The following is a 14,532-nucleotide window of genomic DNA, read 5'->3' on the forward strand; positions in this document are numbered from 1 at the left end:
TCCCCATCCCCGGAGTGCCAACCGGTGTCAGGCCACCGAGCAGGAGGCGCCGTTGAGGGTGAACGAGGTCGGTTTGGCGGTGTTGCCGGTGTGCGTGGCCTGGAAACCCACGGTCACTGACCCGTTGCTGGGGATGCCGCCGTTGTACGCGACGTTCCTGGCCGTCACCTGCCCGGAGTTCGGGGAGTAGGAGGCGTTCCAGCCCGACGTGATGGTCTGACCGCCGGGCAGGGTGAACACCAGGGACCAGCCGTTGACGGCGCTGGTGCCGGTGTTGGTGACGGTGATGTTCTCGGTCAGCCCGTTGTTCCAGGCGTTGACGGCGACTGTCACCCGGCAGGCACCGAAGTCCGGCGGCGGCGTGGTCGGGTTCGGCGGCGGCGTGGTCGGGTTCGGCGGCGGCGTGGTCGGGTTGGGTGGCGGGGTGGTCGGGTTCGGGGGTGGCGTCGTCGGGTTGGGCGGGCTGGTCAGGCCGAAGAACCCGATGGCGGACGCGGCCATGCCGCTGGCGGGGAGGCTGTGCCCGGCGCCCTGGATGCTGTACGCCTCGACCTGAACCGTGCCGCTACTGTCGGCGTACCTGCGCCGGTTCCAGTTCGGCTGCGGCGTGTCGGTGGAGGTGGGCGTCTGGCTCAGCCCGAACACGTTCGTCCACTGCTCGATCGTCTCCTGCAACAGCGAGTACGGCACCAGGGTGTCGTTGGTGCCGTGCCACAACTGGACGCGCGGGCGGGGCCCGGAGTAGCCGGGGTACGCCTGGCGGACCGCGTCGCCCCACTGTTGCGGTGTGCGGTTCATGTTTCCGCCGGTGCACTGGCTGTTGGTGGGTGGGAAGTCGGCCGCGTTGGCGAAGCAGTTGTACGGCACCCCCATGAACGCGGCGCCGGCCTTGAACACGTCGGGGTAGAGGGCCAGCATGTGGTTGGTCATCATGCCGCCGGAGGAGCTGCCGGTGGCGTAGACCCGGTCCGGGTCGGCGGCGTACTGCTGTTGCACGTGGCGGACCATCGAGATGATCGACACCGGGTCGCTCCCGCCGCCACGCCGCTTGGCCGCGTCCGACCAGACGTCGAAGCATTTGCCGAACCCGGCCTGCTGGGTCGCGGACGGGTAGATGACGATGAACCCGTACCGGTCGGCCAGGCTGGCGAACTCGCTGCCGGAGTAGAAGCCGGGGCCGGACCCGCCGCAGCCGTGCATGGCCACGATCGTCGCCGGCCTGGCCGGGCGGGTGTCCGGCACGTAGACGTGCATGCGCATCCGGCCCGGGTTGTCACCGAAGCTCGTCACCTCGGTCAGCGATGCCGCGTACGCGGGTTGGATCGCGGGGATGGCCAGGCCGGCCGCCACCAGCGACATGGCCAGGGTGAGCAGCAGTTTCCTTCTGATTCTCAACGGACGACTCCTTCGATTGCCTGTGCAGGCTGTGGTTGGCCGCGCGATCCGGTCGCGGGTGTGCCCGATGCCCGCGGTGACCGCGCGATGCCCGCTACCGGTGGCTCGCCCCGCCCGACTGGAGGACCTCATCGCGTGACGATTAGTGTTCTCCTCGGGCCAACAAGTGTCAATCGATCCCCTTCTATCGATGATTGGCCGTTCCGGCCGGATCGACAGCGGTCCGTCTACAGTCGTCGTACCGTCCCTGAAGAGCACGGAGCGCCTGTGGCAAGCCCCTTCGACATCGACGAGATCTATCCCGACGACGGAGACCACCCGCTCCGGCTGCCCCGACGTCAGGTCGGCAACTCGCCGCAGGGTGTCGCGGTCACCCTGCTGGCCGACTACACCCTGCGGACCCGTGCCGCGCTCCCGTCCGGGGCCATCGTCGCGCTGCTGGCGGAGACCGGGGTGACCACGGCGGGCGCGCGTACCGCGATCAGTCGGCTGGCCCGCCGCGGCGTCCTGGAGGGCAGCCGGCTGGGGCGGCGCAGCTCCTACCGGCTCAGCCGCGCGGCCGCCGCCAACCTCTCCGCCGGCGGCCACTGGATCCTCGCCTCGACCAGCTCGACGGTGCCGTGGGACGGGTGCTGGACGGTCGTCGCCTTCTCGCTGCCGCAGCAGCTGAGCACGCAGCGGCGGGCCCTGCGTGCGCAACTGCGGTGGCTCGGCTACGCGCCGTTGTACGACGGGCTGTGGATCTCGCCGGACGACCTGACCCCGGCGGCCCGGGCGCAGCTCGACCAACTCACCCTCGGCGCCGTCACGGTGTTCCGCGGCCGGCAGACCGCCCTGGAGTCGGCCATCCACCGCGCCCCGATCGAGGCCTGGGACATCGAGGCGATCACCCGCAGCTATCGGGCGTTCCTTCAGCGTTGGACACCGTTACTGCCCCGGGTGGCGGCCGGGGAGATCGACGGTGCGGCCGCGGTGCGGGCCCGGACCGAGGTCATGGACACCTTCCGGCGTTTTCCCGTCCTCGATCCGCAGCTGCCTGTGGAACTCCTGCCGAAGAAGTGGCTCAGGAGGCCGGCACGGGAGTTGTTCGAGGCCGTCTACGACGGCCTCGCGGCACCCGCCGAGCGGCACGTCCGGGCCGTCGTCAGGCGGTTCACCGACGGCGAGCAACCGGGCATCGAGGCCCACACCACCGCCGACATCCTCGCCGGAGTACGCCTCGACGAGGGCCCGGCGGGTTCGGCGCACGGCGCAGCCGTCTGTTGATGGTGGGGTCACGCTGCGCTGTTCTGTGAGCGATAACAGTTTCACCGGGAAACGCGCGTCGGCGAGGTGCCGGTGACACGGATCAGCCCCTGGCCAGAGCTGCGCACCGGGTGGCGATGACGAGGCAGGCGACGGCGGAACCCGAGCCCGACAGCATCGATCCGGGCTTATGTTACGTCTTGACGAACGGCATGTTATCGCTCACCCTCGATATTGAGGACGCCAGCGATGGCTCACCGGGCGAGCCGCTGTCGCACCTCACGATCACGACGTCCCCCAGGGCATGCGGACGTCGATCGAGCACCCTCGGCAGCGGCGTCAGCCCGCCGGACGACAGGTGTCAGTGCGCCCGTCGACGCGGTCGACACCGACAGCACCGCCGCCAACCGCTCTGCGCGCGTCGTGATCAGGGCCAGCCTTCCCGGACCGACTCTGGCAAGAAAGTGGCACGTCACCACCACCGTTGCGACCACCACTGAGAAGGAACCACATGAAACCCAAGAGAACTCTGCTGGCGGCGGCGTCCCTCGCCGTCGCACTGACCGCGGGCATGACGGCGGTGCTCGCCCCCACGGCCAGCGGCGCCGGAACGACCCTGAAGGCGGCGGCGGCCGAGAAGGGCCGTTACTTCGGCGCGGCCGTCGCGGGGCAAAAGCTCTCCGACAACCAGTACGTGACGATCCTGAACCGCGAGTTCAACAGTGTCGTGGCCGAGAACGACATGAAGTGGGACGCGACCGAGCCGCAGCAGGGTCGGTTCAACTACACAGGTGGTGACCGGCTGATCGCGCACGCGCAGGCCAACGGTCAGAGTGTGCGGGGCCACGCGCTGTTGTGGTATCAGCAGCAGCCAGGCTGGGCGCGGGATATGTCCGGTAGCGCGTTGCGCAGCGCGATGATGAACCACGTCACGCAGGTGGCGACCCACTTCAAGGGGAAGATCCATTCGTGGGACGTGGTGAACGAGGCGTTCGCCGACGGTAACAGCGGTGCGCGGCGTGACTCGAACCTGCAGCGCACCGGCAACGACTGGATCGAGGCGGCGTTCTACGCGGCGCGGGCGGCGGATCCGGCTGCGAAGTTGTGTTACAACGACTACAACACCGACGGGATCAACGCGAAGTCGACCGGGATCTACAACATGGTGCGGGACTTCAAGTCCCGTGGTGTGCCGATCGACTGCGTGGGGTTCCAGTCGCACCTGGGCACGTCGTTGTCCAGTGACTACCAGGCCAATCTGCAGCGTTTCGCCGATCTCGGCGTGGACGTGCAGATCACCGAGCTGGACGTGATGACCGGCAGCAACCAGGCCAACATCTACGCCGGCGTCACCCGGGCCTGCCTGGCCGTTGCGCGCTGCACCGGCATCACCACCTGGGGCGTGCGCGACAGCGACTCCTGGCGCGGCGACGACAACGCCCTGCTCTTCGACCGGTCCGGCAACAAGAAGGCGGCGTACAACTCCGTCCTGGACACCCTCAACGGCGGCTCGACCCCGCCCACCACGCCCCCGCCGGGCACCGGCGTGGACACCAGCGCCTGGTACGTGTTGCTCAACCGCAACAGCGGCAAAGCCCTGGACCTGTACGCCTCGGCCACCAACGACGGCGCCCGGATCAGCCAGTGGTCGCGCAACAACGGCGCGAACCAGCAGTGGCAGTTCACCGACTCCGGTGGTGGCTTCTACCGGGTGAAGTCCCGGCACTCCGGCAAGGTTCTCGACGTCAGCGGTCGCTCGACCGCCGACGGCGGGGCGATCGTGCAGTGGGCCGACCTCAACGGCACGAACCAGCAGTTCCGGCTCGCCGAGTCGAGCGGCGGCTACGTGCGGCTGATCAACCGCAACAGCAACAAGGCCGTCGAGGTGCAGGGCTCGTCCACCGCCGACGGGGGCAACATCGTGCAGTACGCCGACTGGGGCGGCAACAACCAACAGTGGCAGCTGGTCCGCATCGGATAACAGCCGTCACGAGGCAGCTCGGTAAGCGTGGTGGCCCGTCCCATTCATCGGGGCGGGCCGCTACGGCGTCATTTTCCACACGCGGGCGGCGCGGCCGCACGGTCGACTGCCAGCAGCGCCGGGCAGGTGCTCCGGTGGCCACGCGTCCCGCCCACACCCCCACGTGCCGACGCCACCACCAGACGCTGGCACACACCCCCAGGGCACGCGCGTGCGTTCTGCTCGTGGGTGACCCCGATCGAAGGAGTTGGACCATGAATGCCACCGGTGAGGTTCGTCCCGCCTCTCCACCGAGACGTCGCTGGCGGTCAGGGTTGGCCGCGGCGGCGGCAGCGATCATGGCGGCCGGCACGCTGGTCGCGGTCGACGCGGCGCCCGCGGCGGCGGCGACGGTGGACACCAGCGCCTGGTACGTCCTGGTCAACCGCAACAGCGGCAAGGCGTTGGATCTGGTCTCCTCGGCCACCAACGACGGCGCCCGGATCAGCCAGTGGACGCGCAACAACGGCGCGAACCAGCAGTGGCAGTTCACCGACTCCGGTGGTGGCTTCTACCGGGTGAAGTCCCGGCACTCCGGCAAGGTTCTCGACGTCAGCGGTCGCTCGACCGCCGACGGCGGGGCGATCGTGCAGTGGGCCGACAACAACGGCACCAACCAGCAGTTCCGGCTGGCCGACTCGGACGGCGGCTACGTCCGGCTGATCAACCGCAACAGCAACAAGGCCATGGAGGTGCAGGGCTCGTCCACCGCCGACGGCGCCAACATCGTCCAGTACGCCGATTGGAACGGCTCCAACCAGCAGTGGCAGCTCGTGCGCACCGACGGCAGCAACCCGCCGCCGACGGGCGGCAGCGGGTGCGGCAAGGCACCGGCGCTGGCCAGCGGCACGCACACGATCCAGAGCAACGGGAAGACCCGCAGCTTCATCCTGCGGGTGCCCGCCAACTACAACAACAGCAACCCCTACCGGCTGATCTTCGCGTTCCACTGGCGCGGCGGCACCATGCAGGAGATCTCCTCGGGTGGCACCAGCGGCACCGCGTGGTCCTACTACGGGCAGCAGGAACAGTCGAACAACAGCGCGATCCTGGTCGCGCCCCAGGGGCTCGGCAACGGCTGGGGCAACTCCGGCGGTGAGGACATCGTCTTCGTCGACGACATGATCAGTCGGATCGAGAGCAGCCTCTGCGTCAACCCGAGGCAGCGGTTCGCCCTCGGCTTCAGCTGGGGTGGCGGCATGAGCTACGCCATCGCCTGCGCGCGGGCCAACGTCTTCCGCGCCGTCGCGGTCATCTCCGGTGGGCAGATCAGCGGTTGCAGCGGCGGCACGCAGCCCATCGCGTACTTCGGGCTGCACGGCATCTCGGACAACGTCCTGAGCATCTCCGGGGGCCGGGCGTTGCGCGACACGTTCGTCCGGAACAACGGCTGCACCGCGCAGAGCCCGCGCGAGCCGGCCGCCGGCAGCCGCACGCACGTCACGACCACGTACTCCGGTTGCCGGTCTGGTTACCCCGTGCAGTGGGCCGCGTACGACAACGGTCACATGCCGGGCCCGGTGGACGGCACCTACGCCGAGAGTGGCATCACGACCTGGACCAAGGGTGAGATCTGGAGGTTCTTCGCGCAGTTCTCGTGAGGCCGATCGGCCTCAGCTGGCGGCGCCTGCTCCCCGTACCTCGGGGGCGGGCGCCGTCTCGTTGCCCGCGACGGTCAGCGTTGCAGCCGGACCGGCTTGCCCGAACCGCTGCGGCGGACCAGCCAGGCCTCGGTGATGTGGGTGAACATCGCCTCGGCCGCACCGTCGGAGTCGTGCGCGGCGATGCGCTCGTAGATGCGCCGGTGGCCCCGGTTGGACGCCACGCACAGGGACCGCTCGGTCCGGCCCATGTAGCGGGCGGTGTTGATGACCTGGCTTTCCAGCGCCCGCACCACGCCGCGGGCGATGCGGTTTCCGGAGGTCTGCATGATCGCGTCGTGGAAGGCCCGGTCGTGCTCGTGGTAGGTGACGTGGTCGTCGACGAGCTCGTCCATCCGGTCCACCATCGCGCGCAGCCGCTCGATCGTCGCGACGTCGGCGAGGCGGGCGGCGACGTTCGCCATGTCGGACTCCAGCACCCGCCGGGTGACCACCAGATCGTCGAGGATGTCGAGGCTGTCGTCCTCGGCGATGGTGGCCCCGAGGACGAGTTCGTCGAGCATGTCCCACTGCGCCACCGGGGTGACCATGGTGCCCGCGCCCTGACGAACCTGCACCAGCCCCTTCTCCTGCAGGATCTTCACTGCTTCCCGGACGACGGTCCGGCTCACGGAGAACGTTTCGCAGAGGATCGGCTCGGGAGGTAGGGACGTACCGGACTTATGGACGCCACGGACGATGCGCTCCACCAGCTCGGCGGTGACCGCCCTGGCGAGGTTGGTCGGCCGACGCACCCACGCCGGTGTTACCGGGCTGCTCAGGGCTGTCTCCTGCGATAGCGTCATGTCCCCTCCGAAAGGCTCGCCGTGGCACGACGTCTGGCTCAGTGTACGGCTGAGTATTGACGTCACACGTCATACGAGTTACGTTCCGGGCAACATTGGCACGGCGGCACGCCCGCCGGCCACCCCACTTTCTGAGGTGACAACTGATGAGACAGCGCGCGATATGGTCGGCCGTCCTCGTTGTGGGCCTAGCCCTGGCCGGTTGCGGAAGTGCTAGCGATTCGAGTTCGTCGAGCGGGTCCGACAGCAAGTTGGTGGTGTGGGACTGGAAGTCCGGTGAGCCGTTCGCCAAATCCTATCTGGACAAGGCCAAGGCTGACTTCAAGAAGAAGCACCCAAAGGTTGAGGTCGAGTTCGTCGCACAGCCCTTCGACCAGTACTACACGCTGCTCGGTGCGGCGATCCAGTCCGGCAAGGGCCCGGACGTCATGCTGTTCAACGGCGGTGGCCAGATTCGCGACCGGGTGGACGCGTTGGTGCCGATCACCGACTACGTGGCCGAGGACAAGCAGCGGCTGGCCGGTTGGGACGCGTTCACCAAGGACGGCAAGGTCTACGGCGCCCCGGTGACGCTGCAGGGCTATCCGATCTACTACAACAAGGAGATCTACCGCAAGGCCGGCCTCGACCCGGCGACCCCCGCCGCCACCTGGGACAAGTTCGTCGCCGACTGCGCCGCTATCGCCAAGGCCGGCGCCAAGTGCTTCGCCCTCGGCAACAAGGAGGGCGTCGGCATCCAGTTCTGGCTCTCCAGCATGGGGTCGGTCACCCTCACCGCCGCGGAGTACGACGCCTGGATCACCGGCAAGCGCGACTGGAACTCGGCAAACGTCAAGCGGATCTTCCAGCTCTGGAAGGAGACCGGCGACAAGAAGATGAACAGCGACGGGGCCAACTCGACCGCGATGTTCAACGACTCCTTCGCACTCTTCCAGTCCGGTAAGGCCGCGCACGTCATGGGTCTGATGTCGGACGTGGGGCACTGGCAGGACTTCAACGAGTTCCTCACCCCGGAGAAGCTCGGCGTCATGAAGGCCCCGGTCGTCACCGCTGGCACCACCCCGAGCCTCCCGTACGACGGTGGCATCGGCTACGCGGTCGCCAAGTGGACGAAGGACCCGAAGGTGGCCGCCGACCTGGTGCGCTCCCTGAGCTCGGCCGACGCGTTGAAGGCCTTCTACGCCGACGCCGGCGCGATCGCCGCCGACACCACCATCGACGTGTCCGCGGGCGGGGCCGCGGTCTCCACGATCGTCGGCGAGCTGAAGAGTGGCAAGCCCGCGCTGCACGTCGCGCTCTCCTCGAAGACGCTCGACCTGATGGGCCGCCTCTCCCAGCAACTGCTCAGCGGTTCGATCACCGTCGACGAGGTGGTGAAGCAGTTGGCCGCTTCCGACCAGGCGGGCTGACCTCGTGTCAATTGGAAACACGCAACCGTCGGTCCGTCTGGCTCAGGCCGGACGGGCCGGCGGGGCGGAGCCCACCCCCGCCACCCATCGGCATGGTGCGGAGCCTCGTCGCACCCGCGGCGGCCTGCGGGCCGAACGCTTCGCCCCCTACGTCCTTGTGGCTCCGGCCATCCTGATCATCGTGGTGCTGCGGCTCTATCCGCTGCTCCTCGGCGTCAACTTCTCCTTCACCGGCGACGGTGCGCAGAACGGGACGGCTGTCGGATTCGGCAACTACCGCGAGCTGTTCCACGACCCGCTGTTCCGGACCGCGCTGAGCAACGTCGGGCTGCTGGTGCTGTTGCTCCCGGTGGCGGTGGCCATCCCCGGCCTGCTCGCGACGTTCATCTACCTGCGGGTGCCCGGCCACCGCTTCTACCGCAGCGTCTACTTCTTCCCCGCGGTACTCTCGCCGGTCATCGTCGGCGCGATCTTCAACCTGCTGCTCGCCTTCGACGGCCCCCTCAACGCCATCCTCGGGTCGTTCGGCATCACTCCGGTGGACTGGCTCGGTGACCCGGACCTGGCGATGTTCATGGTGGTGGGCGTGCACATCTGGGCCACCTTCGGGATGGCCCTGGTGGTGTTCCTCTCCGGCTTCGCCACGCTGGACCCCGCGCTGCTGGACGCTGCCCGGGTGGACGGGGCGTCGCTGCGCCAGGTGGTCTGGCACGTGATCGTCCCGGCCCTCTCGCGCACCATCCAGTTCGTCTTCGTGACCACGATGATCGGGATGCTGACCTCGATGTTCGGGCTGCTCTACATCATGACCAGCGGCGGGCCGGAGGGGTCGACGTACCTGCCGGAGTTCTACATCTGGAAGCAGCAGGGCCAGATGAACCGTCCCGCTCTCGCGTCGGCCGCGTCGACGATCCTCTTCATGATCATGCTCGTGGTGGGGCTGTTGCAGATCAAGCTGCTCGAACGATCCGGAAAGGAGGATTGATGTCTCGGGCCCGCCTGGGATGGTGGCTGATCGCCATCCCCATGTCACTGCTCGCGCTGGCGACGATCTACCCACTGCTCTTCACCGCCAACGTCGCGATGAAGACCCGCCGTGACTACATCCTCGACCGGTTCTCCCTGACCGACGCCCTGCGCTGGGAGAACATCAGCACGGCGTGGAACAGCGTCGGCATGGGCCGCTACTTCGTCAACTCGCTGCTCGTGGTGACGGTGTCGGTGCTCCTGCTGCTGCTGCTCGGGTCGATGGCCGGCTTCGCGCTGAGCCAGCTGCGGTTCCGTGGCTCGTCGGCGTTGTTCCTGGGCTGCCTCGCGGGGCTCTTCATCCCGTTCCAGGTGATCATGGTGCCGCTGTCGCGGATCATGGCCGACACGGCGCTCATCGACACGTACCCCGGTCTGATCCTCGTCTACGTGGCGCAGTTCCTGCCCTTCACCGTCTTCCTGATGACGAGCTACTACCGGGGCATCCCGTCGGAGATCGTCGACGCCGCCCGGATCGACGGCAACACCGTGTACGGCGTGTACCGCCGGATCATGTTGCCGCTGGGCACCCCGGCACTGCTGTCGGTCGGCATCCTCAACGCCCTGTTCTGCTGGAACGACGTCCTCATGGCGCTGGTGATGATGCCCTCCGCGGATCACCGGACGCTGATGATCGGTGTCACCTCGTTGCGGGGTCAGTACTCCGACAACATCCCCACCTTCGCCTCCGGGGTGCTGATCGCCGCCATTCCCGTCCTGTTGGTTTACCTGTTCCTCCAGCGCCAAATTGCCGACGGTGTAGCCGCCGGTTCCACGAAGGGTTGACATGCGGATCACGGGATATCGGACGCTCTCCACGGTCCAGGAATGGGGGCGGCCCGTCGGCGACGCCAACGGGGTGTTCGCCGACGGGGTGGTTCCGGTCTCGATCGTCATCGTCGACACCGACGAGGGCATCTCGGGAGTCGGCCTCGGGCCGCACGTCGAGATCGAGCGGATCTTCGCAGCCATCGAGGGCGAAGACCCCCGTGCCGTGACAACGCTGTACGACCGCATGCTGCGGCACACCTTCAAGGCCGGTCACGCGGGCCCGGTGTTCGGCACCATCGGCGCACTGGACACCGCACTCTGGGACATCAAGGCGCAGGCGGCCGGCGAGCCGCTGTGGCGGCTGCTGGGCGGACGTGACCGGCGGGTCAACGCCTACGCGTCCGGCCTGGACATCGGGCTCACCGACGACGAACTCGTCGCGGAGTACGAGGTCTACGCCAGCCACGGCCTGCGTGCCGCCAAGCTCAAGGGCGGTCTCGACATCGATCGCGACCGGCACCGCCTGACCCTGGTCAGGGAGGTCCTGACCGAGGCCGGGCACGGCCGGCGACCGGGTCTCATGCTCGACGTCAACGAGGCCTGGACCCGCAAGCAGGCCGTGCGGCACGTCTGCGACCTCGAACGCACCCTCGACCTCATCTGGATCGAGGAGCCCGTCCGACGCTGGGACGCCGAGGGCCTCGCCGTCGTCACCCGGGGGGTCTGCGCGTCGGTCGCCACCGGCGAGAACCTCACCGGCCTCGAACAGTACCGTCCACTGCTCGCCGCCGGCGCGGTCGACATCGTCCAGATGGCCGCCGTCTGGGGGGTCACCCACTTCCTGCGGGCGTCCGCCCTGGCGCACGCGTACGACCTGCCGGTCAGCCCGATCGGCAACAGCCCGATCGGGCTGTTGCACGCCGCGACCTCGGTGCCGAACCACCTGACCAGCGAGTTGCAGGACCTGCATCCACCGGTCGGCGTCTCCGTCGACCTGCACGTCGAGGACGGCGCGTTCATCCTCGGCGACGCACCCGGCCTGGGTGTCCGGGTCGACGAGGAGCAGATCCGCGCGGCCAACCACCGCCCGCAGGCGCAGACGGCCGAGAGCCCCAACGTTCGGCCGGAGCGGGCCGGCCGGCGGCTGCTGGGCGGAATCGACGGGGTGGTCCCCGCCCGCCAGGTGCCGGTCGTGCCACTGAACTCCCGTAACGAGGGTGTCGCCCACCGCACGGCACTGAGCTGACCGCCAGAAACAGAGAGAGAACGTGGGTGCACCGCCACCGCGGTGCACCCACGACCATGTCCGGTCGCCACGCCCGACGTGCCGACCGGCGAGATGGAGGATCGATGAAGGCAGTCGTCTACCGGGGGGCGCGAGACCTCGGAATCGAGGATCGCGACCCGGTGCCGCCGGGCCCGGGCCAGGTGCGGATCGAGGTGGCGTACACCGGGATCTGCGGCACCGACCTGCACATCTACCACGGAGACATGGACGCGCGGGTCGGTGACTCCGCGATCATCGGGCACGAGATGTCCGGCCGGATCGCGGCCGTCGGGCCGGACACCACCGGCTGGAGCGTCGGCCAGCCCGTCACCGTGCTGCCGACCCGGCCCTGCGGAAAGTGCCCCGCCTGCCAGCGTGGGCACTCCCACGTCTGCCACGCCATGAACTTCCTCGGCATCGACTCGCCGGGCGCCATGCAGTCCTACTGGACCGTACCGGCGGACCTGGTCCTGCCGCTCCCCGAGGACCTGCCGCTCGACCACGCGGCGCTCGTCGAGCCGGTCGCGGTCGCCGTGCACGACGTCCGCCGGGCGAACGTGACCGCCGACGACCAGGTGGTCGTGGTCGGCGGTGGCCCGGTGGGGACGCTCATCGCCGTCGTCGCGCGGGGCTGCGGCGCGCGGGTGCTCCTGGTCGAACCGGACCCGTTCCGACGCGAGGTGGCGGAGGGCATCGGGATCGAGGCCGCCGACCCGAACGCGACAGACGTCGTGGCACTTGTCAACGAACGCACCAACGGCGCGGGCGCCGACATCGCCTTCGAGGTGTCCGGCTCCGCCGGCGGCGTCACCACGGCGGTCGACGTTCTCACCACCCGTGGCCGGCTGGTGATGGTGGCGATCCACCCCAGGCCCCGGGAGGTCAACCTGCACCGGTTCTTCTGGCGTGAGCTGGAACTCCTCGGCGCCCGGTTGTACCAGCGTGACGACATGGTGGAGGCGATCCGGTTGGTCGCCTCGGGCGCCATTCCGGCGCAACAGCTCATCTCCCGGGTGGAGCCGGTCGAGGCGGCCTCCGCCGCCTTCACCGCACTCGAGGGTGGCGGCGTGATGAAGGTGCTGCTCGATCTGCGGGAGGGTAACAAGTGACGGCCCTGTTCGACCTGTCCGGACGCGTCGCCGTCGTCACCGGGGCCCGGCGTGGTATCGGCCTCGCCATGGCCGAGGCCCTGGCGCTGGCCGGTGCCGACATCGTGGGCGTCTCCGCCCAACTCGAGTCGAGTGGAAGCGAGGTCGAGCGCCGGGTGCGGGCCGCCGGCCGGCAGTTCACCGGGCTGCGTGCCGATCTCGGCGACCGGGCGGCCGTACACCAACTGGCCCGGGATCTCACCGCTCTCGGGCCGATCGACGTCCTGGTGAACAACGGCGGCACGATCGCCCGTACGCCGGCCGCCGAGCACCCGGACGAGATGTGGGACCACGTGATCGAGGTGAACCTGAGCAGTCAGTTCATCCTGAGCCGGGAGATCGGCCGGACGATGGTCGAGCGTGGCCGCGGGAAGATCATTTTCACCGCCTCGCTGTTGAGCTTCCAGGGCGGCATCACCGTCCCCGGCTACGCCGCGTCGAAATCGGGCGTCGCCGGGCTCACCAAGGCTCTGGCGAACGAGTGGGCGGCCCGCGGGGTGAACGTCAACGCCATCGCCCCCGGCTACATCGCCACCGACAACACCCAGGCGCTGCGCGACGACCCCGATCGCAACGAGGCGATCCTCTCCCGAATTCCGGCTGGCCGGTGGGGTCGTGCCGACGACCTCGGCGGCGCCACGGTGTTCCTGGCGTCGTCGGCATCGGACTACGTCAACGGGGTCGTGCTGCCCGTCGACGGCGGCTGGATGGGGCGATGACGGGCGGGCCGGTGCCCCCGGTGGGCGTCGTCGGCGTCCACCCGGGCCGGCTCGTCCGCCGCGTACCCGGGCCGGAGGCGTCATGACGGCCCGAGCGCTTCCGCGTCGCCCGGACGTGCGTCTCACCGAGCTGGGCTTCGGCGCGGCCCAGGGCGGCAACCTGTACCGGGCGACCTCGGACGAGGAGTTCGCCTCGGCGGTCGACGCGGCGTGGGAGGCGGGCGTCCGGTACTACGACACCGCGCCGCACTACGGCCTCGGCCTGTCCGAGCGCCGCCTCGGCGCCGCGCTGCGTCATCGGCCACGCGACGAGTACGTGGTGTCGACGAAGGTCGGGCGGATCCTGGTGCCGTCACCCGAGGACGCGCACCGGCGCGACTCCGACGGGTTCGACGTTCCCGCCAGCCATCGGCGGGTGTGGGACTTCAGCCGCGACGGTGTCCTCCGCTCGATCGAGGCCAGCCTCGACCGCAGCGGACTGGACCGGATCGACATCGTCTACCTGCACGACCCGGACGACCACTGGGAGCAGGCCGCACACGAGGCCGTGCCAGCCCTGGTCGACCTGCGTGACCAGGGCGTGGTGGGTGCCATCGGTGCCGGCATGAACCAGTCGGCGATGCTGACGCGGTTCGTGCGGGAGACCGACGTCGACGTGATGATGTGCGCCGGGCGGTACACCCTGCTGGAGCAGGGCGCGGCCGACGACCTGCTGCCCGCCGCCGACAACCGGGGGGTGGGCATCGTCATCGCGGGCGTCTACAACTCGGGGCTGCTGTCGCGGGACCAGCCGCCGGCCGATGCCGTCTACAACTACCAGCAGGCCCCGGCGGAGCTGATCGAGCGGGCGCGGCGGATCGCGGCGGTCTGCGAGACGTACGGGGTGACCCTGCCGCAGGCGGCACTCGCCTTCGTCCGTCGGCATCCCGCCGTGGTGTCGACGGTGGTCGGCGTCCGCACCGAGGCACAGATGGTCGAGACGGTCCGACGGTCCGAGGCCGTCGTACCCGAGGATCTGTGGGACGCCCTGGCCGCGGCCGGGCTGCTCGCCGCGCTGCCCGGCCCGGGTTCCCGGTCCAGCTGAGT

General features: G+C 69.2%; 12 protein-coding genes. 10 read left to right on the forward strand and 2 right to left on the reverse strand.

Translation table 11 applies throughout. The features are described from left to right. Nucleotides 1-27: 27 nt before the first annotated feature. Nucleotides 28-1,395 carry a PHB depolymerase family esterase gene (locus ACGFIQ_RS35060; protein WP_393250443.1) on the reverse strand — a complete coding sequence of 456 codons (1,368 nt, stop codon included), beginning with the start codon at nt 1,393-1,395 and terminating at the stop codon, nt 28-30. A gap of 267 nt (nt 1,396-1,662) precedes the next feature. On the opposite strand from ACGFIQ_RS35060, the gene ACGFIQ_RS35065 reads away from it, so the two are divergent. The 3 genes from ACGFIQ_RS35065 (at nt 1,663) to ACGFIQ_RS35075 (ending at nt 6,261) form a co-directional block, all read left to right on the forward strand. Beyond that, nucleotides 1,663-2,661: a PaaX family transcriptional regulator C-terminal domain-containing protein gene (locus tag ACGFIQ_RS35065; RefSeq protein ID WP_393250445.1), complete on the forward strand. Its 999-nt coding sequence runs from the start codon at nt 1,663-1,665 to the stop codon at nt 2,659-2,661. Between the two features lie 490 nt (nt 2,662-3,151). Beyond that, nucleotides 3,152-4,621 carry an endo-1,4-beta-xylanase gene (locus ACGFIQ_RS35070; protein ID WP_393250447.1) on the forward strand — a complete coding sequence of 490 codons (1,470 nt, stop codon included), beginning with the start codon at nt 3,152-3,154 and terminating at the stop codon, nt 4,619-4,621. Nucleotides 4,622-4,875: 254 nt separating this feature from the next. Continuing rightward, complete coding sequence (locus tag ACGFIQ_RS35075; RefSeq protein WP_393250449.1) at nt 4,876-6,261, forward strand: RICIN domain-containing protein; 1,386 nt, start codon at nt 4,876-4,878, stop codon at nt 6,259-6,261. A gap of 74 nt (nt 6,262-6,335) precedes the next feature. On the opposite strand, the gene ACGFIQ_RS35080 is transcribed toward ACGFIQ_RS35075, so the two are convergent. Next, nucleotides 6,336-7,106 carry a FadR/GntR family transcriptional regulator gene (locus ACGFIQ_RS35080; RefSeq protein ID WP_393250451.1) on the reverse strand — a complete coding sequence of 257 codons (771 nt, stop codon included), beginning with the start codon at nt 7,104-7,106 and terminating at the stop codon, nt 6,336-6,338. A gap of 257 nt (nt 7,107-7,363) precedes the next feature. Between ACGFIQ_RS35080 and ACGFIQ_RS35085 the strand changes: the two genes are divergently transcribed. From ACGFIQ_RS35085 to ACGFIQ_RS35115, 7 genes are all read left to right on the forward strand, one after another. Then, nucleotides 7,364-8,515: an ABC transporter substrate-binding protein gene (locus tag ACGFIQ_RS35085; RefSeq protein ID WP_393250453.1), complete on the forward strand. Its 1,152-nt coding sequence runs from the start codon at nt 7,364-7,366 to the stop codon at nt 8,513-8,515. A 4-nt stretch (nt 8,516-8,519) separates the two neighbouring features. Continuing rightward, entirely contained in the window at nt 8,520-9,500 is a 981-nt protein-coding gene (locus ACGFIQ_RS35090; RefSeq protein WP_393250455.1) for a carbohydrate ABC transporter permease, read from the forward strand. Beyond that, nucleotides 9,500-10,327 carry a carbohydrate ABC transporter permease gene (locus ACGFIQ_RS35095; RefSeq protein ID WP_393250457.1) on the forward strand — a complete coding sequence of 276 codons (828 nt, stop codon included), beginning with the start codon at nt 9,500-9,502 and terminating at the stop codon, nt 10,325-10,327. The genes ACGFIQ_RS35090 and ACGFIQ_RS35095 overlap by 1 nt, the downstream gene beginning before the upstream one ends. Nucleotide 10,328: 1 nt before the next feature. Next, nucleotides 10,329-11,558 carry a mandelate racemase/muconate lactonizing enzyme family protein gene (locus ACGFIQ_RS35100; protein WP_393250459.1) on the forward strand — a complete coding sequence of 410 codons (1,230 nt, stop codon included), beginning with the start codon at nt 10,329-10,331 and terminating at the stop codon, nt 11,556-11,558. A 104-nt stretch (nt 11,559-11,662) separates the two neighbouring features. After that, nucleotides 11,663-12,688 carry a zinc-binding dehydrogenase gene (locus tag ACGFIQ_RS35105; protein WP_393250461.1) on the forward strand — a complete coding sequence of 342 codons (1,026 nt, stop codon included), beginning with the start codon at nt 11,663-11,665 and terminating at the stop codon, nt 12,686-12,688. Continuing rightward, on the forward strand, nt 12,685-13,446 hold the full coding sequence (locus ACGFIQ_RS35110) for an SDR family oxidoreductase (RefSeq protein WP_393250463.1): 762 nt from the start codon (nt 12,685-12,687) through the stop codon (nt 13,444-13,446). Before ACGFIQ_RS35105 ends, ACGFIQ_RS35110 begins: the two co-directional genes overlap by 4 nt. Nucleotides 13,447-13,528: 82 nt before the next feature. Then, on the forward strand, nt 13,529-14,530 hold the full coding sequence (locus ACGFIQ_RS35115; protein ID WP_393250465.1) for an aldo/keto reductase: 1,002 nt from the start codon (nt 13,529-13,531) through the stop codon (nt 14,528-14,530). Nucleotides 14,531-14,532 lie beyond the last annotated feature (2 nt).

It is taken from the genome of Micromonospora sp. NPDC048898 (assembly GCF_043198035.1).
GTDB lineage: Bacteria > Actinomycetota > Actinomycetes > Mycobacteriales > Micromonosporaceae > Micromonospora.